Origin of the sequence: Pseudomonas sp. RHF3.3-3 (assembly GCF_048069595.1) — a bacterium.
Lineage (GTDB): Bacteria > Pseudomonadota > Gammaproteobacteria > Pseudomonadales > Pseudomonadaceae > Aquipseudomonas > Aquipseudomonas fuscovaginae_B.
On sequence record NZ_CP182250.1, the window covers coordinates 5,834,411 to 5,856,557 of the forward strand.

At 63.5% G+C, this 22,147-nt stretch carries 18 protein-coding genes and 2 tRNA genes; 14 read left to right on the forward strand and 6 right to left on the reverse strand.

From position 1 onward, the window contains the following. Positions 1–3: 3 nt before the first annotated feature. The 3 genes from ACMGT0_RS25575 to ACMGT0_RS25585 all read left to right on the forward strand — a co-directional run bounded on the left by ACMGT0_RS25575 (position 4) and on the right by ACMGT0_RS25585 (position 4,346). Complete coding sequence (locus ACMGT0_RS25575) at positions 4–1,554, forward strand: AmpG family muropeptide MFS transporter (protein WP_054060933.1); 1,551 nt, start codon at positions 4–6, stop codon at positions 1,552–1,554. Positions 1,555–1,659: 105 nt separating this feature from the next. After that, complete coding sequence (locus tag ACMGT0_RS25580) at positions 1,660–3,375, forward strand: proline--tRNA ligase (protein WP_054060934.1); 1,716 nt, start codon at positions 1,660–1,662, stop codon at positions 3,373–3,375. Positions 3,376–3,392: 17 nt separating this feature from the next. Further along, positions 3,393–4,346, forward strand: coding sequence for a hypothetical protein (locus tag ACMGT0_RS25585; protein ID WP_054060935.1), 954 nt, complete (start codon positions 3,393–3,395; stop codon positions 4,344–4,346). A 36-nt stretch (positions 4,347–4,382) separates the two neighbouring features. Here ACMGT0_RS25585 and dinB read toward each other — a convergent pair whose 3' ends face one another. Beyond that, the gene (gene dinB, locus ACMGT0_RS25590) at positions 4,383–5,444 is read right to left on the reverse strand and encodes a DNA polymerase IV (RefSeq protein ID WP_416770325.1); all 1,062 of its coding nucleotides are present in this window, start codon (positions 5,442–5,444) and stop codon (positions 4,383–4,385) included. Between the two features lie 286 nt (positions 5,445–5,730). Between dinB and ACMGT0_RS25595 the strand changes: the two genes are divergently transcribed. The 4 genes from ACMGT0_RS25595 to ACMGT0_RS25610 all read left to right on the forward strand — a co-directional run bounded on the left by ACMGT0_RS25595 (position 5,731) and on the right by ACMGT0_RS25610 (position 10,294). Further along, positions 5,731–5,807 (forward strand) — tRNA-Met (locus ACMGT0_RS25595). 211 nt (positions 5,808–6,018) lie between these two features. Continuing rightward, positions 6,019–6,095: transfer RNA gene (locus ACMGT0_RS25600), tRNA-Met, on the forward strand. A gap of 270 nt (positions 6,096–6,365) precedes the next feature. After that, the gene (gene mprF, locus ACMGT0_RS25605) at positions 6,366–9,008 is read left to right on the forward strand and encodes a bifunctional lysylphosphatidylglycerol flippase/synthetase MprF (protein WP_273820240.1); all 2,643 of its coding nucleotides are present in this window, start codon (positions 6,366–6,368) and stop codon (positions 9,006–9,008) included. Beyond that, on the forward strand, positions 9,008–10,294 hold the full coding sequence (locus tag ACMGT0_RS25610; protein ID WP_054056650.1) for a virulence factor family protein: 1,287 nt from the start codon (positions 9,008–9,010) through the stop codon (positions 10,292–10,294). The genes mprF and ACMGT0_RS25610 overlap by 1 nt, the downstream gene beginning before the upstream one ends. Before the next feature lie 68 nt (positions 10,295–10,362). Here the strand turns inward: ACMGT0_RS25610 and ACMGT0_RS25615 are convergent, their stop codons facing one another. Then, positions 10,363–12,261, reverse strand: coding sequence for a potassium transporter Kup (locus ACMGT0_RS25615; protein WP_054056649.1), 1,899 nt, complete (start codon positions 12,259–12,261; stop codon positions 10,363–10,365). Between the two features lie 324 nt (positions 12,262–12,585). Here ACMGT0_RS25615 and rimO point away from each other — a divergent pair, with 324 nt between their 5' ends. From rimO to ACMGT0_RS25640, 5 genes are all read left to right on the forward strand, one after another. Beyond that, complete coding sequence (gene rimO / locus ACMGT0_RS25620) at positions 12,586–13,923, forward strand: 30S ribosomal protein S12 methylthiotransferase RimO (protein ID WP_054056648.1); 1,338 nt, start codon at positions 12,586–12,588, stop codon at positions 13,921–13,923. A 107-nt stretch (positions 13,924–14,030) separates the two neighbouring features. Beyond that, positions 14,031–14,480 (forward strand): GNAT family N-acetyltransferase, encoded by a 450-nt coding sequence (locus tag ACMGT0_RS25625; RefSeq protein WP_054056647.1) that lies wholly within the window; start codon positions 14,031–14,033, stop codon positions 14,478–14,480. A gap of 73 nt (positions 14,481–14,553) precedes the next feature. Further along, a complete protein-coding gene (locus ACMGT0_RS25630) occupies positions 14,554–15,264 on the forward strand; it encodes an rRNA pseudouridine synthase (protein ID WP_054056646.1) in 711 nt (236 codons plus the stop codon). 55 nt (positions 15,265–15,319) lie between these two features. Continuing rightward, positions 15,320–15,781, forward strand: a complete 462-nt coding sequence (locus ACMGT0_RS25635) for a DUF1456 family protein (protein ID WP_054056645.1) — start codon at positions 15,320–15,322, stop codon at positions 15,779–15,781. Between the two features lie 123 nt (positions 15,782–15,904). Further along, positions 15,905–16,675 (forward strand): SDR family oxidoreductase, encoded by a 771-nt coding sequence (locus ACMGT0_RS25640; protein ID WP_416770330.1) that lies wholly within the window; start codon positions 15,905–15,907, stop codon positions 16,673–16,675. Positions 16,676–16,709: 34 nt separating this feature from the next. Here ACMGT0_RS25640 and ACMGT0_RS25645 read toward each other — a convergent pair whose 3' ends face one another. Further along, positions 16,710–17,807, reverse strand: a complete 1,098-nt coding sequence (locus ACMGT0_RS25645; RefSeq protein WP_192842647.1) for a PLP-dependent cysteine synthase family protein — start codon at positions 17,805–17,807, stop codon at positions 16,710–16,712. Between the two features lie 295 nt (positions 17,808–18,102). Here ACMGT0_RS25645 and nhaA point away from each other — a divergent pair, with 295 nt between their 5' ends. Further along, entirely contained in the window at positions 18,103–19,284 is a 1,182-nt protein-coding gene (gene nhaA / locus ACMGT0_RS25650) for a Na+/H+ antiporter NhaA (RefSeq protein WP_273820229.1), read from the forward strand. A 181-nt stretch (positions 19,285–19,465) separates the two neighbouring features. Here nhaA and ACMGT0_RS25655 read toward each other — a convergent pair whose 3' ends face one another. Next, a complete protein-coding gene (locus ACMGT0_RS25655) occupies positions 19,466–19,930 on the reverse strand; it encodes a glycine zipper 2TM domain-containing protein (RefSeq protein WP_010450521.1) in 465 nt (154 codons plus the stop codon). Between the two features lie 176 nt (positions 19,931–20,106). On the opposite strand from ACMGT0_RS25655, the gene ACMGT0_RS25660 reads away from it, so the two are divergent. Further along, positions 20,107–20,340, forward strand: coding sequence for a hypothetical protein (locus ACMGT0_RS25660; RefSeq protein WP_054056641.1), 234 nt, complete (start codon positions 20,107–20,109; stop codon positions 20,338–20,340). Here ACMGT0_RS25660 and pdxH read toward each other — a convergent pair. Together pdxH and ACMGT0_RS25670 are read right to left on the reverse strand one after the other, a co-directional pair. Beyond that, positions 20,337–20,984, reverse strand: a complete 648-nt coding sequence (gene pdxH / locus ACMGT0_RS25665) for a pyridoxamine 5'-phosphate oxidase (protein WP_054056640.1) — start codon at positions 20,982–20,984, stop codon at positions 20,337–20,339. The genes ACMGT0_RS25660 and pdxH overlap by 4 nt on opposite strands. A 39-nt stretch (positions 20,985–21,023) precedes the next feature. After that, the gene (locus ACMGT0_RS25670) at positions 21,024–22,091 is read right to left on the reverse strand and encodes an OmpA family protein (protein ID WP_054056639.1); all 1,068 of its coding nucleotides are present in this window, start codon (positions 22,089–22,091) and stop codon (positions 21,024–21,026) included. Positions 22,092–22,147: the final 56 nt, after the last annotated feature.

The following is a 22,147-nucleotide window of genomic DNA, read 5'->3' on the forward strand; positions in this document are numbered from 1 at the left end:
CCCATGCCCCGTAAAACCTGGCGCGCCGCGCTTGCTGCCTATGCCAGCCCCTCGACATTAGTGTTGCTGCTGCTCGGTTTCGCTGCCGGTCTGCCTTACATGTTGGTGTTTTCGACGCTTTCGGTCTGGCTGCGCGAGGCTGGCGTCGCCCGTGAAACCATCGGTTATGCCAGCCTGATCGGCCTGGCGTACGCGTTCAAATGGGTCTGGTCGCCCCTGCTCGACCAATGGCGCCTGCCGCTGCTGGGCAAACTGGGACGCCGCCGCTCCTGGCTGGTGCTGGCGCAGACACTGATTGTCCTGGGCCTGATCGGCATGGGTTTCTGCGACCCGCAGAAGCACCTGTCCTGGCTGATCGCGATCGCCGTGCTCGTCGCCTTCGCCTCCGCCACCCAGGATATCGCGGTCGACGCCTATCGCCTGGAAATCGCCAACGACAGCCAGCAGGCCGCTCTCGCCGCCAGCTACATGTCCGGTTATCGGGTCGCGGCACTGCTGGCGACGGCCGGTGCACTGTTCTTCGCCGAAGGTTTCGGCTCCACCGGCTTCAGCTACAAGCATTCGGCCTGGACCGGCACCTACGTGCTGTTCGGCGTGTTGATGATCCCGGCGCTGCTTACCACCCTGCTGATGCGCGAGCCGCCGGTGCCATTGCGCACGCAGCTGTCGGCCGGACGCTACAGCTTCATCCATCAGTTGGCCTCGGTATTCGTGTTGATCATCCTGCTGGTCTCGGTACCGGCGATGTTCACCCAGCTCTACAACACCGACTTCGCCAGCGTGCTGTTCCACGGTGTCACCCTGCTCGACCTGCTGCTCGAGGACCGCGCCTTCCTGCGCGCGATCCTTTACACCACCCTGACTGCCCTCTGCCTGTCGCGCCTGGGGCGCCGCGGCCTGGCGCCGGTACTGACGCCGGTCAACGACTTCATCGTGCGCTACCGCTGGCAGGCCCTGCTGCTGCTCGGGCTGATCGCCACCTACCGGATGTCGGACACGGTGATGGGGGTGATGGCCAACGTCTTCTACATCGACCAGGGCTTCACCAAGGACCAGATCGCCGGGGTCAGCAAGATTTTCGGCCTGATCATGACCCTGGTGGGCGCCGGCATGGGCGGCCTGCTGATCGTGCGCTTCGGCATACTGCCGATCCTGTTCATCGGCGGCGCCGCCTCGGCCGCGACCAACCTGCTGTTCATGCTGCTGGCCGACATGGGGCCGAACCTGAACATGCTGATCGTCACCATCTCCCTCGACAACTTCAGCTCGGGCATGGCCACCTCGGCCTTCGTCGCCTACCTGTCGAGCCTGACCAACCTGAAGTTCTCCGCCACCCAGTACGCCCTGCTCAGCTCGATCATGCTGCTGTTGCCGCGCCTGATCGGTGGCTACTCGGGAGTGATGGTGGAAAAACTCGGCTACCACAAGTTCTTCATCGTGACCGCGATAATGGGCATTCCGACCCTGATCCTGATCGCCTTGCACTGGTATCAGGAGATTCGCCATGGCGGCCCCGCGCCATCTCCCCAGGAAGAAAGCCAGGAAACCCCATAAATACAGGGGGAGCCAGGCTCCCCCGCCTCATGCCTGTACGCCGCCGTATCCCGCCCGTACAATGCTCCGTCATTTCCAGTCATAAGCACCGACAACGGCCAATTCATGCGCACCAGTCAATATTTGCTCGCCACACTGAAAGAAACGCCTTCCGATGCGGTCGTGATCAGCCACCAGCTGATGCTGCGCGCCGGGATGATCCGTAAACTCGCCTCCGGCCTGTACACCTGGCTGCCCATGGGCCTGCGCGTGATGCGCAAGGTCGAGGCCATCGTGCGCGAGGAAATGGACGCGGCCGGCGCCCTGGAAGTGTTGATGCCGGGTATCCAGCCAGCCGAACTGTGGCAGGAATCCGGCCGCTGGGAACAGTACGGCCCCGAGCTGCTGCGCCTGAAGGACCGCCATGACCGCGATTTCTGCGCCGGCCCGACCCATGAGGAAGTGATCACCGATCTGTGCCGCAACGAGTTGAGCAGCTACAAGCAGTTGCCGATCAACCTGTACCAGATCCAGACCAAGTTCCGGGACGAAATCCGTCCACGCTTCGGCCTGATGCGCGGCCGTGAATTCATCATGAAGGACGCGTACTCCTTCCACGCCGACCAGGCGTCGTTACAGGTCACCTACGACCGCATGCACCAGGCGTACTGCAACATCTTCACCCGCCTGGGCCTGCGCTTCCGTCCGGTGGAAGCCGACAACGGCTCGATCGGCGGTGCCGGTTCCCACGAGTTCCACGTACTGGCCGAGTCCGGCGAAGACGATATCGTCTTCAGCAACGGCTCCGACTACGCGGCGAACATCGAGAAGGCCGAGGCAGTACCTCGCGAAACCTCGCGCCCCGCACCGACCGAGGAGCTGCGCCTGGTCGACACCCCGGACGCGAAAACCATCGCGCAACTGGTGGAAGGCTACAACCTGCCGATCGAAAAGACCGTCAAGACCCTGATCGTCCACGCCGAGGAAGAAGGCAAGCTGATTGCCCTGATCGTCCGTGGCGACCACGAACTGAACGAAATCAAGGCCGCCAACCAGCCTGGCGTCGCCAGCCCGCTGGTCATGGCCTCCGACGCCGAACTGCGTGACGCCATCGGCGCCGGCGCCGGCTCCCTCGGCCCGCTGAACCTGCCACTGCCGATCATCATCGACCGTTCGGTCGCCCTGATGAGCGACTTCGGGATCGGCGCGAACATCGACGACAAGCACTACTTCGGCGTGAACTGGGAGCGTGACCTGCCCGTACCGACCGTCGCCGACCTGCGTAACGTCGTCGCCGGCGATCCGAGCCCCGACGGCAAGGGCACCCTGGAAATCAAGCGCGGCATCGAAGTCGGGCACATCTTCCAGTTGGGCACCAAGTACAGCGAAGCGATGAAGTGCCAGGTGCTGGGCGAGAACGGCAAGCCGGTCACCCTGACCATGGGCTGCTACGGCATCGGCGTATCCCGCGTGGTGGCAGCGGCCATCGAGCAGAACAACGATGACAACGGCATCATCTGGAGCGACAGCCTCGCGCCCTTCCAGATCGCCCTGGTACCGCTGCGCTACGAGACCGAGCAGGTTCGCGAAGCCACCGACAAGCTCTACGCCGAGCTGACTGCTGCCGGTTTCGAGGTGCTGCTGGACGACCGCGACAAGAAGACCAGCCCGGGCATCAAGTTCGCCGACATGGAGCTGATCGGTATCCCTCACCGGATCGTGGTCAGCGACCGTGGCCTGGCCGAAGGCAACCTGGAATACAAGAGCCGTACCGAGAGCGAGGCGCAGGTGCTGCCGGTTGCCGACGTCCTGTCGTTCCTCCAGGCCCGTATCCGTCGCTGAACCCGGATAGAGCCCTCATGTCCAGTCGAAGTACCTTGACCCTAGGGGGCGCCGCCTTGTGCGGCGCCCTGCTGCTGGCCGGCTGTGCCAACCCGATGTCACAGCGCAGCGAGCACGAGGAACGCGTCGAGCGCAAACTGCTCGAACACAGCCTGCAGATCGATGTCGGCGAGCCGAAGATCCTCGAATTGCCACAGCGTCGCGTACGCATCCACGAACAGAAGACCTTCGAGGTCACCGAGTTCGATGTCACCCGTCGCTACGACCGCTATACACCCTACCAGCCCTGGCGCAAGGCCTACGAGATACCGCTGGGCGCCGTGGCGCTGGTCGGTGGCATCGGCGCCAACGTGGTCAACGTGTTCGCCCTCGGCTCCCTGCCCACCAGCGTGACCCACGACTGGCTGAGCTACGGTGTCGACGGCCTCAACCCGTTCATGAACATGCAGTCCCATGGCCGGGCGCAGCAGAACCTGGCCGCCATCGAGGAAGTCCAGCGCGACAAGCGCATGGAATACTCGAGCCTGCCCTGGGCCGAGCGTCCGGTCGAGGTGATAGCCGGTCGCCAGACCTACGAACTGACCACCGACCGCCACGGCGTCCTGCGCCTGAACCTGCTCGACAGTCCGTTTGCCGAGCAGGACCTGAACCGAATCGGCAGCCTGACGATTCGGGTCGAGGACACCCAGGACCAGATCCATTCCGACTCCAGCCTGTCCATCAGTAGCAAGCTGCGCGGCAAGCTGGTCGAGGCTCACGCGCTGATCTACGACGACCTCGAGGGCGACGATGTCAGCCAGTGGGTGCATCGGGTCAAGCGCCTGTCGGAGTTGGGCCTGGAAGAGGAAGCCAGCGAGCTGGAACAGAGCCTGATCGAACTGACCCGCAACGATCCCGAGTTGCAGCGGGAGTTCCTCAAGTCGCTGACCAGGAACGCCGGACGCCTGGTGGCCGATCCCGGGGCTATTTGAGTCGATCGGGGGCCCAGCTTCTGCGAGGCGGGCCCTTCAACGACTGAACAGCTCCAGTTGCTCATGCCCGCTGCGCAGATCCTGCAGGCGCACGCCAATTCCCAACAGGCGAACAGGCTTGCCACCCCGGGCGAACGCCTGGCTGAGCAACTGCCGGTAACTCTCCAGATCCCGAGCGGCCCCGGCCTGCTCCAGGGTGGTCTGGGTGAAGTCGTGGAACTTCACCTTGACGAACGGCTTGCCCGGTCGATAGCTGCTGTCCAGCCGCGCCATGCGTCCGGCCAGGGTCTCCATCAATTCCGGCAGTTTTTCCAGGCAATGCTCAAGATCGGGCAGATCGGTGTCATAGGTGTTTTCCACGCTGATCGACTGCCGCCGACTGTCGTTATGCACCAGACGCTCGTCGATGCCCCGCGCCAGCCCCCAGAGACGCTCGCCAAAACTGCCGAACTCGCGCACCAGGGCCAACTTGCCCCATTCGCGTAACTGCAGGCAGTCGACGATCCCCAGCCGCTCCAGCTTCTGTGCCGTGACCTTGCCGACGCCATGCAGCTTGCTCACCGGCAGCTCGGCGACAAAGTCCTCCACCTGGTCGGGCGTGATCACGAACAGCCCATCGGGTTTTCTCCAGTCGCTGGCGATTTTCGCCAGGAACTTGTTCGGTGCAACACCTGCCGAGACCGTGATGTGCAACTGCCGGGAGACCCGTCGCCGGATATCCTGGGCGATGCGCGTCGCACTGCCGGAAAAGTGCGGGCTGTCGGAAACATCGAGATAGGCCTCGTCGAGCGACAACGGCTCGATCAGGTCGGTATAGTCGCGGAAGATCCCCTGGATTTCCTTGGAAACCTCCCTGTACACCTCCATCCGCGGCTTCACGATCAGCAGGTCCGGGCACAGCCCCAGGGCGTGCCGCGAGGACATCGCCGAACGCACACCGAATGCCCGTGCCTCGTAATTGCAGGTGGCGATCACCCCCCGGCGTTCCGCTGAACCGCCCACCGCCATTGGCCTGCCTGCCAGGCTCGGATCGTCACGCATCTCGATGGCGGCGTAGAAGCAATCACAGTCGACGTGAATGATTTTGCGTTGCGTCATGTAGGACAGTCCTGGAAACGGATGCCATAGAGCGCCAGTATCGCACCAGTAACTGTATATAGCACCAGTAGTTTGCACCTCCTTCGCAGATTGGGCGGATCAGCCCCAATGAATTTATTTTTTCAATCGACGCTTCGACCACAATAGAGCTGAAACCCTTGCCTGGCATGGCCCCGAGCTACCTCAAAGCCTGTCGGGAGAGGCTAAGCAGTTGAACAATAAAGAGGTTTTTTGAAATTAGGGTTTGACAGACCCGCACAGATCTGTAGAATGCCGCCACATCAGACGCGGGATGGAGCAGCCTGGTAGCTCGTCGGGCTCATAACCCGAAGGTCGTCGGTTCAAATCCGGCTCCCGCAACCAAACATCAGGAAAGGCCATATCGAAAGATATGGCCTTTTTTGTTTCTGGCTATTTCTACCCAGCACCACTCCCCTTCGATTCAAAAAAGCCTTGGCTGCCTGAGGCTTATGGAAGCCATGGAGTCATTCCCGGCATTTCTGCATTTTTTTGACCTTTCGGACCATTAATGGTTGACAGCGCGCCGTTCGACTGTAGAATGCCGCCTCACTGACGCGGGATGGAGCAGCCTGGTAGCTCGTCGGGCTCATAACCCGAAGGTCGTCGGTTCAAATCCGGCTCCCGCAACCAAATATCAGAAAAGGCTACTCGAAAGAGTGGCCTTTTTTGTATCCGTCGAAAAAGTCCTTCCAGCCAACCGCACGAACCCTCGACGGAAATCGGAGTCAATCGCTGCACAGGCTATGCTGAATTCGCAACAAACTTCCTCTACAAAAGCCCCGGGGCGTGGGTCGCCGCAAAGCGGCGAGACGCGTTAATATTTGTAATTATTTTGTCCATAGGGATTGGTAACTTGGCTGGATACCTCCATCCTGTCGCGCACAATCCTAGAGGTGATTGATGCGCGCCAACTCGTCTGAACCACAAGACTCCGTCACAGCGACACACCCGATTGCAGCCACCCGTTTGCGCTGGCTGGATCTGTTGAGCAAATATCGCCAATCCGTCGGCCTGGCCGTCACCCTGCTGCTGTTCGCCATTGCCCTGGTCGCCTGTCGCCATCTGCTGATGGAGCTGGACCTGGATGCACTGCACGACTCGATCATGAGCGTGCCCAAGCCGGCCCTGGGCGGAGCGGTGGCGGCCACCGCCATCGGCTTCCTCATCCTGCTCGGCTATGAGTGGTCCGCCAGCCGCTACGCGGATGTCCAACTGCCCGGCAAGACACTGATGCTCGGCGGCTTCACTGCCTTCGCCATCGGCAATGCCATCGGCCTGTCGCTGCTCTCCGGCGGTTCGGTCCGCTACCGTCTCTACGCCCGCAATGGCCTGGGCGCCGCCGAAGTCGCACGGATGACCCTGTTCGCCAGCCTGTCGCTGGGCTGCGCCCTGCCACCGCTGGCTGCCCTGGCGACCCTGAGCAACCTGCCGGCGGCCTCCCAGGCCCTGCACCTGCCGCCCTATCTGCTGGGCGGCATCGCCGTTGCCATCCTCGGTCTGTCCGCACTGCTGGCGCTGGGCATCTATCGCCGTCGCCTGCCGGAACAACCGATTCCGAACAATCTGCTGGTCAAGGTCGGCCGCCGGACCCTGCGCCTGCCCAGTGCGCGCCTGACCCTGCTGCAACTGGTCATCACCGCCCTGGACGTGGCGGCGGCGGCCACCGTGCTCTATCTGCTGCTGCCGGAGGCGCCGCCGTTCGGTGCCTTCCTGCTGGTCTACCTGCTGGCGCTGGCGGCCGGGGTACTGAGCCACGTGCCCGGCGGTGTCGGGGTGTTCGAAGCGATCCTGCTGGCCGCCTTCACCAATGAACTGGGCGCGGCACCACTGGCTGCGGCGCTGCTGCTGTATCGTCTGATCTACGTACTGCTGCCGCTGCTGCTGGCCTGCCTGGCGCTGCTGAGCACCGAAGCCCAGCGCCTGATCGCCTCGCGCCAGAGCATGCGCGTGGCCTCCGGCCTGGCCGCGCCGATCCTCGCGGTACTGGTCTTCCTCTCCGGTGTGGCCCTGCTGTTCTCCGGCGCCACCCCGGAAATCGACACCCGCCTGGAAGGTATCGACTTCCTGGTGCCGGACCGCCTGATCGACGCCTCGCACTTCGGTGCCAGCCTGGTCGGCGTACTCTGCCTGCTGCTGGCCCAGGGCCTGCGCCGGCGCCTGTCGGCCGCCTGGATGCTGACCATGATCCTGCTGCTGGTCGGCGCCCTGCTTTCGCTGCTCAAGGGCTTCGACTGGGAAGAAGCCAGCATGCTGACGGCCACCGCCTGCCTGCTGGGCATGTTCCGCCGCTCCTTCTACCGCCCCAGCCGCCTGACCGAACTGCCGTTCTCGCCGCTGTACCTGGTGGCCAGCCTGTGTGTACTCGGCGCGTCGGTATGGCTGCTGCTGTTCGCCTACCAGGACGTGCCCTACAGCCATGAACTGTGGTGGCAGTTCGCACTGGATGGTGACGCCCCCCGTGGCCTGCGCTCGTTGCTGGGCGCCGCCGTGCTGCTGGTGGTGGTCTCGCTGACGTGGTTGCTGCGCACCGAACGCCCGGTGATCCACCAGCCCAACGCCGAAGAACTGGAGCGCGCCCACAAGATCCTGCTGGCCTCCGACCAGCCCGACGGCGGCCTGGCGCTGACCGGCGACAAGGCGTTCCTGTTCCACCCCAGCGATACCGCCTTCCTCATGTATGCCCGCCGCGGCCGCAGCCTGGTGGCGCTATACGACCCGATCGGCCCGGCGCGCCAGCGTGCCGAACTGATCTGGCAGTTCCGCGACCTGTGCGACACCCATCACGCCCGTCCGGTGTTCTATCAGGTTCGCGCCGAAAACCTGCCGTACTACATGGACATCGGCCTGACCGCCATCAAGCTCGGCGAAGAGGCCCGGGTCGATCTCAAGCGCTTCGACCTCGAGTCCAAGGGCAAGGAGATGAAGGACCTGCGCTACACCTGGAACCGTGGCAGCCGCGACGGCCTGTCCCTGGAGATCTACGAGCCGGGACAGGCACCGATGGACGAGCTCAAGGTGATCTCCGACGCCTGGCTGACCGGCAAGAACGTCCGCGAGAAAGGCTTCTCCCTGGGCCGCTTCAGCACGGACTACATCAATCACTTCCGGGTGGCGATCATCCACTTCGAAGGTCGCCCGGTGGCGTTCGCCAACCTGCTCGAGACCCACAGCCACGAGCTGGCCAGCCTCGACCTGATGCGCTCGCACCCCGATGCACCGAAGCTGACCATGGAGTTCCTGATGGTCGGCCTGATCCAGCACTACAAGCAGCAGGGCTATGCCCGCTTCAGCCTTGGCATGGTGCCGCTCTCCGGCCTGCAACCGCGGCGGGGTGCACCACTGACCCAGCGCCTGGGCTCGATGGTGTTCCAGCGCGGCGAGCAGCTCTACAACTTCCAGGGGCTGCGCCGCTTCAAGGACAAGTTCCAGCCTGACTGGGAACCCCGTTACATGGCCGTACCAGCCGGACTCGATCCGCTGGTCGCCCTGGCCGATACCGCTGCCCTGATCGCGGGTGGCTTGACTGGATTGGTGAAACGCTGATGATTCGACGCTCCTGGCGGTTTGTACTGGTAATAGTGGTAGTCCTGGCCGCGCTTCTCGGCGTCGGCTACTGGTTCTCGAAGCGTCCCGCGCCGGAACCGGCCATCGAACACCTGGCCCAGCCCGATGGCTCGCCCCTGACCCGCCTGATTCCCGGCACCAAGCCCAAGGCCCAGGTCATCGTTGCCACGCTCGCCGAAGACGCCCTGAGCGACAAGCAACTGGCGGCCCTGAGCCGCGGTGGCTCGGCGCAGATTGTCCAGGTGATCCTGCCCAAGGACGACTGCAAGCTGCAGCAGGCTGCGCTCGACGCGGCGATGAAGCAGTTGAACGGTCCGGCCACCGTGGTCACCGGCATCGGCCCCGGCGCCTCCCTGGCCTGGAACTGGCTGGCCAGCCAGAGCAACGACAAGGCCCAGGCCATCTCGGTCGGTTTCACCCTCGAGCAGCCGGGCTGCAGCACGCCAGTACCGAAAACCGCGGCCCATGGCCACTGGCTGGTGGCCTGGAACGACGGTCCGGACGATCCGAGCGCGGCCTTCGTGCGCGATCAACCCAACGCCGAGACCAGCATCAGCGACTACGACATCCATCTGCCGCAGGTCCTGAACAACGAACTGCGCAAGATGCTGGTGGGCAACGAGAACGGCGGCCTGGCGATCCCGGTGGTCGAGGTGCCGGCCGGCCAGACCACCGACACAGTGACCCTGTTCCTTTCCGGCGACGGTGGCTGGCGCGACCTGGACCGTGACGTCGCCGGCGAAATGGCGAAGATGGGCTACCCGGTGGTCGGCATCGACACCCTGCGCTACTACTGGCAACACAAGAGCCCGGAACAGAGCGCCGTCGACCTGACCGAACTGATGCAGCACTACCGGCAGAAATGGGGCACCAAGCGCTTCGTGCTGACCGGTTACTCGTTTGGCGCGGACGTACTGCCGGCGATCTACAACCACCTGCCGGAAGCCGAACAACAGCGGGTGGACGCGATTATCCTGCTGGCCTTCGCCCGCAGCGGCAGCTTCGAGATCCACGTCGACGGCTGGCTGGGCAAGGCCGGCATGGAGCTGGACACCGGCCCCGACATGGCCAGGCTGCCAGCAGCCAAGGTGCTGTGCATCTACGGCAAGGAAGAGGTCGACGAAAGCGGCTGCACCACCAAGACCGCCGTGGGCGAGCCGATGGAACTGCCAGGCGGGCACCACTTCGACGAGAACTATCCGGCACTGGCCAAGCGCCTGATCGCGGCGATCGACAAGCGCCAGAACAAGGACAAGGCTGAGTAGGCTCAAGCCAGACCGATAAAAAAGCCCCCGCTACCGCCAGGTAACGGGGGCTTTTTCATGCTCCGGGATTACATCTCGACCTGGGTCCCCAGCTCGATCACCCGGTTGACCGGCAGCTTGAAGAACCGCAGGTTGCCGTTGGCATTCTTCAGCATGAAGGCGAACAGCGACTCGCGCCAGCGGGCCATGCCGACCAGTTTCGAGGCAATCACGGTCTCGCGGCTGAGGAAGTAGGTGGTACGCATCGGGCTGAAATCCAGCTCGTCGAGATGGCACAGCTTCAACGCTTCCGGCACGTCGGGCTCGTCGGTGAAACCGAAGTGCAGAATGACCCGGAAGAAGCCCTCGCCATAGGCGTCGACCTCGAAGCGACGCTGGGCCGGCACCCTCGGAATATCCTCGTAGACCACCGTGAGCAGCACCACCTGCTCGTGCAGCACCTGGTTGTGCAACAGGTTATGCAGCAAGGCATGGGGCACCGCATCCGGGCGCGCGGTGAGGAACACCGCCGTACCCTGCACACGGTGCGGCGGCTGCACGCGGATACTGCCGATGAAGATCGGCAGTGGCAGGCCACCTTCGTCGAGGCGATCGACCAGCAGCTCCTTGCCGCGCTTCCAGGTGGTCATCAACAGGAACAGCACGATCCCCGCCAGCACCGGGAAAGCCCCGCCCTGGACGATCTTCGGCACGTTGGCGGCGAAGAACAAGCCATCCACCAGCAGGAACCCGACCAGGATCGGCACGGTGAGAATCGGTGGCCATTTCCACAACAGCAGCATCACCGCCGACACCAGGATACTGGTGATCAGCATGGTGCCGGTCACCGCCACGCCGTAGGCCGAAGCCAGTGCGTTGGACGATTCGAAACCGAGCACCAGCAGGATCACGCCAACCATCAGGGTCCAGTTCACCGCTCCGATGTAGATCTGCCCCTGCTCGGCGCTCGAGGTGTGCTGGATGTACATGCGCGGGATATAGCCGAGCTGGATCGCCTGGCGGGTCAGCGAGAAGGCTCCGGAAATCACCGCCTGGGAGGCGATCACCGTGGCCAGGGTCGACAGTCCCACCAGCGGGATCAGTGCCCAGGACGGTGCCAGCAGGTAGAACGGGTTGCGCGCCGCCTCCGGGTTCTCCAGCAGCAGGGCACCCTGGCCGAAATAGTTCAGCACCAGCGCCGGCAGCACCAGGGCGAACCAGGCACGGGCGATGGGCTTGCGACCGAAGTGCCCCATGTCGGCATACAGCGCCTCGGCACCGGTCAGCGCCAGCACCACGGCGCCAAGGATCGCCACGCCCATGCCGGGATGCACGATGAAGAAGCGCACACCCCACATCGGGTTCAGCGCGCTGAGCACCTCCGGATGCTGAGCGATACCATGCACCCCCAGGAACGCCAGCACCAGGAACCAGGCGACCATCACCGGGCCGAAAAGCTTGCCGATGCTCGCCGTGCCGTGTTTCTGGATCAGGAACAACCCCACCAGCACAATCAGCGCCAGGGGCACCACCCAGTGCTCCAGGCCATCGAAAGCCAGCTCCAGGCCCTCCACCGCCGACAGCACCGAGATCGCCGGCGTGATCATGCTGTCACCGTAAAACAGCGCCGCGCCGATCAGACCGAGAATGATCAGTATCGCCCGCAACCGCGGGTAGGACGCCGACGCGCTTCGCGCCAGCGCGGTCAGGGCCATGATCCCGCCCTCACCCTGGTTGTCCGCGCGCAGGATGAACAACACGTACTTGATCGAGACCACCCAGATCAACGACCAGAAAATCAGTGCCAGAATCCCGAAGACGCCATCGTGATTGACCTGAACCCCGTAGCCGCCGGCGAACACCTCCTTGAGGGTATACAACGGGCTGGTGCCGATATCGCCGTACACCACCCCCACCGCGGCAACCAGCATGCCCAGCGGCTTCGCCGCCGGGTGCCCGGCTTGCGCCTGACTCACTGCCTGACCCATCAACTACTCCCCCACAACCCGGACCGGGGCTTCTTCAAAGAAGCACTATTCTTTTTTCAGTTCAGCATGTCAGTGCAGCATGCGCTGCTTTTGCTACCGTTGCCGATGCTCAATCTTTTGCCGGTAATTTGAAACAAAAAATAACAGCGAAGCGCAACGCGGCGAAGCATAGCGCAGCACTCGTCGCATTTCCCTCCATAAAGCTGTTCAAGTGCCGCGTCCGCCGCTAGAATTGCGCACTTTTTGATCAGAGGCGCGGCAAGCGCCCGTCGCCGCCGACCCTGCGCGTCGCCGAACGACCTGACACCCCAACCGAGGTTAGACATGTCCACCCCCACCGCGCCGGCCAATCCCAAGGTCGGATTCGTAAGTCTTGGTTGCCCGAAGGCCCTCGTGGACTCCGAGCGCATCCTCACGCAACTGCGCATGGAAGGCTATGACGTCGTCTCCACCTACCAGGACGCCGATGTCGTGGTGGTCAACACCTGCGGTTTCATCGACAGTGCCAAGGCCGAGTCCCTGGAAGTGATCGGTGAAGCGATCAAGGAAAACGGCAAGGTCATCGTCACCGGCTGCATGGGCGTGGAAGAAGGCAACATCCGCGAGGTACACCCCAGCGTGCTGGCGGTGACCGGCCCGCAGCAGTACGAGCAGGTGGTCGGCGCGGTGCACGAGGTGGTGCCGCCACGCCAGGACCACAACCCGCTGATCGACCTGGTGCCGCCACAGGGCGTCAAGCTGACCCCACGCCATTACGCCTACCTGAAGATTTCCGAAGGCTGCAACCACAGCTGCAGCTTCTGCATCATCCCGTCGATGCGCGGCAAGCTGGTCAGCCGCCCGGTCGGTGACGTCCTCGACGAAGCCCAGCGCCTGGTCAAGGCCGGCGTCAAGGAACTGCTGGTGATCTCCCAGGACACCAGTGCCTACGGCGTCGACGTGAAGTACCGCACCGGCTTCTGGAACGGCGCCCCGGTCAAGACCCGCATGACCGAGCTGTGCGAAGCCCTGAGCAGCCTGGGCGTCTGGGTGCGCCTGCACTACGTCTACCCGTACCCGCACGTCGACGAACTGATCCCGCTGATGGCCGCCGGCAAGATCCTGCCGTACCTGGACATCCCGTTCCAGCACGCCAGCCCCAAAGTGCTCAAGGCCATGAAACGCCCGGCGTTCGAGGACAAGACCCTGGCGCGGATCAAGAACTGGCGCGAGATCTGCCCGGAACTGATCATCCGTTCGACCTTTATCGTGGGCTTTCCCGGCGAAACCGAGGAAGACTTCCAGTATCTGCTCGACTGGCTGACCGAGGCCCAGCTCGATCGCGTCGGCTGCTTCCAGTACTCGCCGGTCGAAGGCGCCCCGGCCAATGACCTGGGCCTGGACGTGGTCCCGGACGAGGTCAAGCAGGACCGTTGGGAGCGTTTCATGGCGCACCAGCAGGCCATCAGCTCGGCTCGCCTGCAACAGCGCATCGGCAAGGAAATCGAAGTGCTGATCGACGAAGTCGACGAAAACGGCGCCGTTGGCCGCTGCTTCTTCGACGCACCGGAAATCGACGGCAACGTGTTCATCGACGGTGCCGGCGACCTCAAGCCGGGCGACAAGATCTGGTGCCGGGTGACCGACGCCGACGAGTACGATCTCTGGGCCGAGCGCCTGTAAGCCGTAAAAAAGTCGAAAAGCCCCGCTCTTTCCACGAGATGCGGGGCTTTTTTACGACTATCGTTTGGCTGAACGACCCGCCTCGCGTCAGACAAGGAAACGGCGACATGCGCCAGCACTCAGCCATCTACACCCCCAGGCCGAACGACTACCTGGAATTGACCGAGGTCTGGGAAGCCTCCGTACGTGCCACCCACGATTTTCTCCCGGACAGCTACATCGAGCTGCTGAAGAACCTGGTGCTGACGCGCTACCTGGACGCGGTGATGCTGATCTGCACCCGCGATTCACGCCAGCGGATCAGCGGCTTCGCCGGCGTCGCGGCAGGCAAGGTGGAGATGCTCTTCATCGCCCCGCCACACCGCGGGCAGGGCCTGGGCAAGCTGCTGCTGTGGTATGCGATCGACCATCTGAACGCCGACCGGCTAGACGTCAACGAACAGAATCCACAGGCCATCGGCTTCTACTTCAAACAGGGTTTCGAGGTGGTCGGGCGTTCGGAGCACGACGGTATGGGGCAGCCGTATCCACTGCTGCACCTGCAACTGAAACGCTGAGCGGGAAACAAACTCGCCTGCTGTGAGGGCCGGGCAGGTACAATGACAGCCCTTTTTCGTTACGGCCGCTGTCATGTCTGAACCCATTCGCCTTTCCAAACGCCTCATCGAGCTGGTCGGCTGCTCCCGCCGGGAGGCCGAGCTGTTCATCGAGGGTGGCTGGGTCACGGTCGACGGCGACGTCATCGACGAGCCACAGTTCAAGGTCGACAGCCAGAAGGTCGAGCTGGACCCGAATGCCAAGGCCACCGCGCCAGAGCCGGTGACCCTGCTGCTGAACCAGCCCGCCGGCCTCGATACCGACAGCGCCCGCCAATTGCTGGGCGCCGCCAGCCTGTCCGAGGAGCACCGCTACGGCAAGCGCCCGTTGCGCGGGCACTTCCTGCGCCTGAGCAGTGCAGCCGAACTGCAGGCCAATGCCAGCGGCCTGCTGGTGTTCACCCAGGACTGGAAGGTCCTGCGCAAGCTGACCGAGGATATCGCCAAGGTCGAGCAGGAGTACGTGGTCGAAGTCAGCGGCCAGATGAGCGAGAACGGGCTGGAACGAATTGGCCGCGGTATCACCGTCAAGGGTCGCGAACTGCCGGCGGCCAAGGCCAGTTGGCAGAACGAAAACCGCCTGCGCTTCGCCCTGAAGAACCCGCAGCCGGGCCTGATCGCCCAGCTTTGCGAAGCCGTCGGCCTCCAGGTCGTGGCCATCCGCCGGATTCGTCTCGGCGGTGTCTCCATCGGCAAGGTGCCGGTCGGCCAGTGGCGCTACCTGTCGCCCAAGGAAAAGTTTTAATTTCAACGCCGCTGCGGATACGCGGCGTCTACCCCCCCCCCCCAGGACTGTCCCCATGATTCACAACGATGTGCTGCGCAGCGTGCGCTACATGCTCGATATCAGCGACGCCAAGCTCGCCGATATCATCAGGCTGACCGGTTTCGAAACCTCCCGGACCGATATCGTCAGCTACCTGAAAAAGGATGACGAAGAAGGCTTCGTGCACTGCCCCGACGAAGTCATGGCCCACTTCCTCGACGGTCTGGTGATCTTCAAGCGCGGCAAGGACGACAGCCGCCCGCCGCTGCCGATCGAACTGCCGGTGACCAACAACATCATCCTGAAGAAACTGCGGGTGGCGTTCGAACTCAAGGAAGACGACCTGCACGCGATCCTCAAGTCGGTCGACTTCCCGATTTCCAAGCCGGAACTGAGTGCGCTGTTCCGCAAGGTCGGCCACAACAACTACCGTCCTTGTGGCGACCAGTTGCTGCGCAACTTCCTCAAGGGCCTGACCCTGCGTGTACGCCAGTGACCCAGGCCGGCGCGGGCCGGCCGGTTCCACGGGCATGACGCGACATTCCCCGGGGCAATAATGGCTCCACTGGCCGAGTCCGGCGGCTAGGGTATGACGACCCTTTCCCGCTCAGGACTCGCCATGCACCCCTACTTTTCCCTGCAAGGCCGCACCGCTCTGGTGACCGGCGGCACCCGTGGTATCGGCAGGATGATCGCCAAGGCCTATGTCGAGGCCGGTGCCACGGTCTATGTCTGCGCTCGCGATGCCGAGGCCTGCCGGCAGACCGCCGCGGAGCTTGGCGCCCTCGGCCGCTGCCATGCCCTGGCTGCCAACCTGGCCAGCGAGGCGGGCGTCATGGAACTGGCCACGCAGTTGGCGGGGCTCGTCGACCACCTGGACATTCTGGTGAACAACGCCGGCACCACCTGGGGAGCGCCGCTGGACAGCTACCCGGCCAAGGGCTGGGAGAAGGTCATGCAACTGAACGTCACGGCGGTGTTCGGCTGCATCCAGCAGTTGCTGCCACTGCTGCGCCGGGCCGGGTCGGCAGAGAATCCGGCACGCATCATCAACATCGGCTCGGTGGCGGGGATCGCCTCCTTTGGGGAACAGGCCTACGCCTATGGCCCGAGCAAGGCGGCGCTGCACCAGATGTCGCGGATACTGGCGCGGGAACTGGTGAGCCAGCATATCAACGTCAACGTGATCGCCCCCGGGCGCTTCCCGAGCAGGATGACCCGGCATATCGTCGAGGACGAACAGGCCCTGGCGCAGGATTGCGCGCTGATCCCGATGAAACGCTGGGGCCGCGAGGAAGAGATGGCGGCGCTGGCCATCAGCCTGGCGAGCACCGCCGGAGCCTATATGACCGGCAATATCATCCCGTTGGATGGCGGGTTCAGCCTGTAGCTGATGGTTCGCGGCTGGCAACCGCCAGCCACCCTCAGATCCCCGCGCGCAGAACGCTCCCGGGCAACGCCTCGCCCCGCTCGACCGTGGCCGCCACCTGCTCGATCAGCTCACCCAGGGCATACCCCTGGGCCTTGAGCCAGGCCTCGTCGTAATAGGTCGTGGCATAACGCTCGCCACCATCGCAGAGAATCGCCACGATCGAACCGCTCTCCCCGGCCTCGACCATCTGCCGTGCCGCCATCAGCGCACCGATCAGGTTGGTCCCGCTGGAACCGCCGACCCGCCGCCCCAGGCGCCGTGCCAGGTAGTGCATGGCCGCCAGCGACAGGGCATCCGGCACCTTGACCATCGCATCGATGACCTTGGGCAGGAACGACGCCTCGACCCGTGGCCGGCCAATACCCTCGATCCGCGAACCGCAGTCCAGACGCAGGCTGGCATCGCCGCTCTGGTAATACTCGAAGAACACCGAACGCTCGGCATCGGCACACAGTACCCGGGTGCAGTGCTGGCGGTAGCGCACGTAACGGCCCAGGGTCGCGGTGGTGCCGCCGGTGCCAGGGCTGGAGATCAGCCAGCTCGGCTCAGGATGCCGCTCGAAGCGCAACTGCTGGAAGATCGATTCGGCAATGTTGTTGTTCGCCCGCCAATCGGTGGCCCGCTCGGCATAGGTGAACTGGTCCATGAAATGACCGCCACTCTCGCGGGCCAGGCGTTCGGACTCGGCGTAGATCTGCGTCGGGTCCTGTACCAGATGGCTCTTGCCCCCGTAGAAGGCGATCTGCGCGATTTTTTCCTGGGACGTGGTTGCCGGCATCACCGCAATGAACGGCAGCCCCAGCAGCCGGGCGAAGTAGGCCTCGGAGATCGCCGTCGAACCGCTGGACGCCTCGATCACCGGCGCTCCCGGTTTCAGCCAGCCGTTACACAGCGCATAGAGGAACAGCGAGCGCGCCAGACGATGCTTCAGGCTGCCGGTGGGATGGCTGGACTCATCCTTGAAATACAATTCGATACCCGGCAGCCCGGGCAATGGCAGGGGAATCAGGTGGGTATCGGCACTGCGCTGGAAATCGGCCTCGATGATCCGGATCGCTTCCCGGGACCACTGTCGGTTATCGCTCATGATGGATTACTCGTTGTCACGGACACGCCCGAAGGCGCTGACGGGCTGGCGTCGCATAGCTGAAGGCCAAACCACGAAAAGAACAAGGTGAAAGATTCACCCAGCAGCAACTATAGGAATTTTCCTACAACCGGCACAGATACAGTGAGGACGCATTTGGACAGGTAACTGCTAGGCTGCCATGAGTTGATCCCCCAGCTTTCTGGTTATCGCAAATAGAAATACAGGTTCTGCTTTAACAACTCAGGGTACGGGTTTGGGTGTCCCACCTTTTGACTTCATCGATGGAGGGCGAACCTTGCCCCTGCGTAGCACTTTCACACGGTTCTTTCAGTTGGAAGCCGCCAGCGGCCTGTTATTGATTGCCGCTGCAGTCCTGGCCCTGATTATCAACAACTCACCGCTGTCGCACCTGTACAACGGCTTCCTGGAGGTTCCGGTGGTCGCCCAGGTCGGCGCCCTGAAGATCGCCAAGCCGCTGCTGCTGTGGATCAACGATGGCCTGATGGCACTGTTTTTCCTGCTGATCGGCCTGGAGGTCAAGCGCGAGGTGCTGGAAGGCCATCTGTCCAAGCCTTCGCAAGTGGTCCTGCCGGGCGCGGCGGCGATCGGCGGCATGGTGGTGCCAGCGCTGATCTACTGGCTGATGAACCGGGAGAACCCGGCGGCACTCGATGGCTGGGCGATTCCCATGGCCACCGATATTGCCTTCGCCCTCGGTGTACTGGCCCTGCTGGGCAAGCGTGTGCCGGTGTCGCTGAAGCTGTTCCTGATGACCCTGGCGATCATCGATGACCTCGGGGCGATCATTGTCATCGCGATGTTCTACTCCGGCCAGTTGTCGGAGCTTTCTCTGCTGCTGGCGGGTACCTGCCTGCTGGCCCTGATCGCGATGAATCGCCTGAGGGTGATCAATCTCGGCCCCTATCTGATCATCGGCCTGATTCTCTGGGTCTGCGTGCTCAAGAGCGGCGTCCATGCGACCCTGGCAGGCGTGACCCTGGCGTTCTGCATCCCGCTGCGTACGAAGAACGCCGAGCCGTCACCCCTGCTGAACCTGGAACATGCCCTGCATCCCTGGGTGGCCTTCGGCATCCTGCCACTGTTCGCCTTCGCCAACGCCGGTGTATCGCTGGTGGGCATCAGCCTGGAGAGCTTCACCCATCACGTACCGATGGGAATTGCCGCCGGCCTGCTGGTCGGCAAGACCATCGGGGTATTCGGCCTGACCTGGCTGGCGATCAAGGCCGGCATGGCGGCACTGCCCCAGGGCGCCAACTGGGGCCAACTGCTCGGTGTGGCGGTCCTCTGCGGGATCGGCTTCACCATGAGCCTGTTCGTCGGTTCCCTGGCTTTCATCCCGGGCAGCAGCGACTACGCCGGCATGGATCGCATGGGTATCCTCACCGGTTCGATTCTCGCGGCAGTGATCGGCTACGTGGTCACGGCCATGGCCAGCCGGCGCAGCGCCCTTCCATAGGAACATGGCTTGCCATTGCAAGAGCAGACTTACCCTGTGGGAACCTGACTTGCCATCGCCGGAGCAGATTTGCTCCTACAGCGGCAGGCGCCGTGAGGGAGCGGACCGGTACGCTCCGGACAAAAGAAAACCCCGGCCAGGAAACTGGCCGGGGTTTTCTGTTACAGCCTGATCGCAGGGATCAGTGGGAAACGCGGCTGGTACCACCGACGGTGGAGATACGCACACGCTCGCCGACACGGAAGATCTCGTTCGGCGCCACTTCCTGCACGTAGGCACGCAGGCTGCCGTCATCTTCACGTACGGTGATTTCCACGCCCTGGGTCTTGGTCAGGCCCTTTTCAGCCATGTTGCCCAGAACGCCACCGGCCACCGCACCGATCACCGCGGTGACGATACTGCCGCGGCCGCCACCGATGGCGCTGCCGCCAACACCACCGACGATCGCACCGGCACCGGCACCGATTGGCGAGTTGGTGCCTTCGATCTGGACCGGACGCAGGGATTCGATGGTACCCAGGCGGATGGTCTGTACGCGACGGGCCTCATCACGGGAATAGGTATCGCCGGTCAGGCTGTTGGTGCAACCACCGAGCAGCATGGCCATTGTGGAGAAGGAAGCAATCAGCAGAACAGACTTACGCATGGGAGGCAGCTCCAAAAGGACATTGTTCAATTAAACTCCGCGGCTTGACCTCTGTCACGACAGCCTGCGGATAAAATGGCTTTCATTCAGCGCCAGTACAGACTCGGCGCACATCAGAAACGGGCACAGGGTAGCGCGCTTTCAAAACGCCCGCCCCGCCTGCCACAAGGACCGTCATGGATTACTTCATCATCGCCATCACCACTGCCGCCGGTTTGTATTTCCACGGGTGGCTGTATGTGAAAACCAGACGTTGGATGGATCGTGACCTCGCATTATCTCTTGCGGGAGACAACGAGGCACGAAAAAAGTTCATGCTGCAGCGTCTCGAGGATGCCAGGAAGCAGAAGGTCAAGCGGCGGGATCTGCAGCGTTGGCTGGAAGCCGCCGCTGCAGAGTTTCCGGGTTAGGGAGCCAGGCGCGAACGCGTCCAGCCATTGCCCGCCAGGCGATAGTCGAGGCGGTCATGCAGGCGGCTGGCACGGCCCTGCCAGAACTCGATGCGTTCCGGCAGCAGGCGATAGCCGCCCCAGTGCTCCGGACAATGCGGCTGGGTATCGCTGAACCGGGCCTGGGTGGCCTGAAGCAGGCCTTCCAGTTCCGCACGGTCGGCGATCACCCGGCTTTGCGGTGACGCCCAGGCCCCCAGGCGGCTACCCAGCGGGCGCACCTGGAAGTAGGCATCCGATTCCTCTGGCGAGACCTTGACCACCCGCCCCTCGATCCGCACCTGGCGCTCCAGGGTCGGCCAGAAGAACGTCATGGCCGCGAACGGCCGCGCCGCCAGGTGCCGGCCCTTGTCGCTCTCGTAGTTGGTGAAGAAGGTAAAACCTTGTTCGTCCAGGCCCTTGAGCAACAGGATGCGGCAATGTGGCCGACCGTCCTCGTCGACGGTCGCCAGGGTCATGGCGTTGGCCTCCACCGGTGCCTGTTCGGTCTTCACCGCCTCGGCGAACCACTGGTGGAACAGCGCGAACGGCTCGGCCGGGGCCTGGGCCTCGGTGAGGCCATCGCGGGTGTAGTCGCGGCGCATATCGGCCAGGGCTTGGGTCATGGCGCTTTCCTTTTCAATCCAGGATCGGTCGGTCGCGAATCAGTTCTTGGCCGAGCTGTCGGCTGCCGCGTCTTTCTTCGCCACAGTCGCCTTGGCTGGCGCAGCTTTCTTGGCCGGAGCCTTTTTCGCCGGAGCCTTGGCCGGAGCTTTCTTGGCCGCGGCGGCCTTGCCCTTGGCGGCTGAAGCCGGTTTCTTGGCTGCCGGAGCCGCTGCCGCAGGCTTGACGTCCTGGGCGGCGACCATGGTCGCCGGCACTGGAGCCGGAGCCGGGATGCTGTACTTGCTCAGCAAGGCCACCATAGTGTTCTGCGGAGTCAGGATGATTTCCATGCGACGGTTCAGCGCACGCCCTTCATTGCTGTCGTTGGCCGCACGTGGCATCACCGAACCCATGCCGCGCAGGATCAGGCGATCACGCTGCAGGCCGCTGAGGCGGAAGATCGCCGCGATGGACTGGGCACGTTGCTGGCTCAGGGACTGGGCAGCTTCGGTACCCAGGACGTTGTCACCATGGCCCAACACCAGTACTGCGGTTTGCGGGTCGGACTCGACTGCCTTGGCAACCTTGGAGAACGGGCCAAGGGTGATGGGCAGCAGCATTTCCGGACGCTTGGGATTGTAGAAACCATCGATCGGGGCCACCACCACCAGCACGTTCTCGCGGCGTTCCAGCTTCAGCGAAGTGTCCTGGATAGCGGCGCGCAGACGCGGCTCATGGTCGTCGAGCCAGGCCTGGGTGATTTTCGGATCAGGCATCGGCACGGCCTTGACCGGCGGCTGGTCGGCATCCTTGGCCTTGTTCGAGCCGCCAAACGGCCACCACCAGTGGGTTTCCGCAGGAGGCGTCGGGTTGGTCGCGGCAGCGACGGCAGTCGCCAGGGGCACCGGCTTCTCGTCAGCCTTGGCAGCGGCAGGTGCTGCGGCCTTGGCGTCCTTGGCCGCCGCGGGAGCGGGCGCGCCGGTCGAAGCCTGGGCAGCGTCCTTCTCGGCCACCTTGTCCGAAGAACCGAACGACCACCAGTGGCCGCCATCTGCATCTTGTGGAGTTTGTGCGCAACCGGTGATGGTCAGGCAAAGGGCCAGGGCGAGGGACTTGTTAGATGACATTGGAGATCCACAAAATGAAGTAGTAGTTACAAGGGCCCTAGGGCCGTATAAACAGA

What these genes read in the sequence shown, in the direction of transcription:
- ACMGT0_RS25580 (WP_054060934.1), top strand. Translation starts at nt 1,660, where the DNA reads ATGCGCACCAGTCAATATTTGCTCGCCACACTGAAAGAAACGCCTTCC.
- ACMGT0_RS25630 (WP_054056646.1), top strand. Translation starts at nt 14,554, where the DNA reads ATGTCTGAACCCATTCGCCTTTCCAAACGCCTCATCGAGCTGGTCGGC.
- rimO (WP_054056648.1), top strand. Translation starts at nt 12,586, where the DNA reads ATGTCCACCCCCACCGCGCCGGCCAATCCCAAGGTCGGATTCGTAAGT.
- ACMGT0_RS25585 (WP_054060935.1), top strand. Translation starts at nt 3,393, where the DNA reads ATGTCCAGTCGAAGTACCTTGACCCTAGGGGGCGCCGCCTTGTGCGGC.
- ACMGT0_RS25660 (WP_054056641.1), top strand. Translation starts at nt 20,107, where the DNA reads ATGGATTACTTCATCATCGCCATCACCACTGCCGCCGGTTTGTATTTC.
- pdxH (WP_054056640.1), bottom strand. Translation starts at nt 20,984, where the DNA reads ATGACCCAAGCCCTGGCCGATATGCGCCGCGACTACACCCGCGATGGC.
- ACMGT0_RS25625 (WP_054056647.1), top strand. Translation starts at nt 14,031, where the DNA reads ATGCGCCAGCACTCAGCCATCTACACCCCCAGGCCGAACGACTACCTG.
- ACMGT0_RS25670 (WP_054056639.1), bottom strand. Translation starts at nt 22,091, where the DNA reads ATGTCATCTAACAAGTCCCTCGCCCTGGCCCTTTGCCTGACCATCACC.
- ACMGT0_RS25655 (WP_010450521.1), bottom strand. Translation starts at nt 19,930, where the DNA reads ATGCGTAAGTCTGTTCTGCTGATTGCTTCCTTCTCCACAATGGCCATG.
- ACMGT0_RS25575 (WP_054060933.1), top strand. Translation starts at nt 4, where the DNA reads ATGCCCCGTAAAACCTGGCGCGCCGCGCTTGCTGCCTATGCCAGCCCC.
- dinB (WP_416770325.1), bottom strand. Translation starts at nt 5,444, where the DNA reads ATGACGCAACGCAAAATCATTCACGTCGACTGTGATTGCTTCTACGCC.
- ACMGT0_RS25615 (WP_054056649.1), bottom strand. Translation starts at nt 12,261, where the DNA reads ATGGGTCAGGCAGTGAGTCAGGCGCAAGCCGGGCACCCGGCGGCGAAG.
- ACMGT0_RS25635 (WP_054056645.1), top strand. Translation starts at nt 15,320, where the DNA reads ATGATTCACAACGATGTGCTGCGCAGCGTGCGCTACATGCTCGATATC.
- ACMGT0_RS25610 (WP_054056650.1), top strand. Translation starts at nt 9,008, where the DNA reads ATGATTCGACGCTCCTGGCGGTTTGTACTGGTAATAGTGGTAGTCCTG.
- mprF (WP_273820240.1), top strand. Translation starts at nt 6,366, where the DNA reads ATGCGCGCCAACTCGTCTGAACCACAAGACTCCGTCACAGCGACACAC.
- ACMGT0_RS25640 (WP_416770330.1), top strand. Translation starts at nt 15,905, where the DNA reads ATGCACCCCTACTTTTCCCTGCAAGGCCGCACCGCTCTGGTGACCGGC.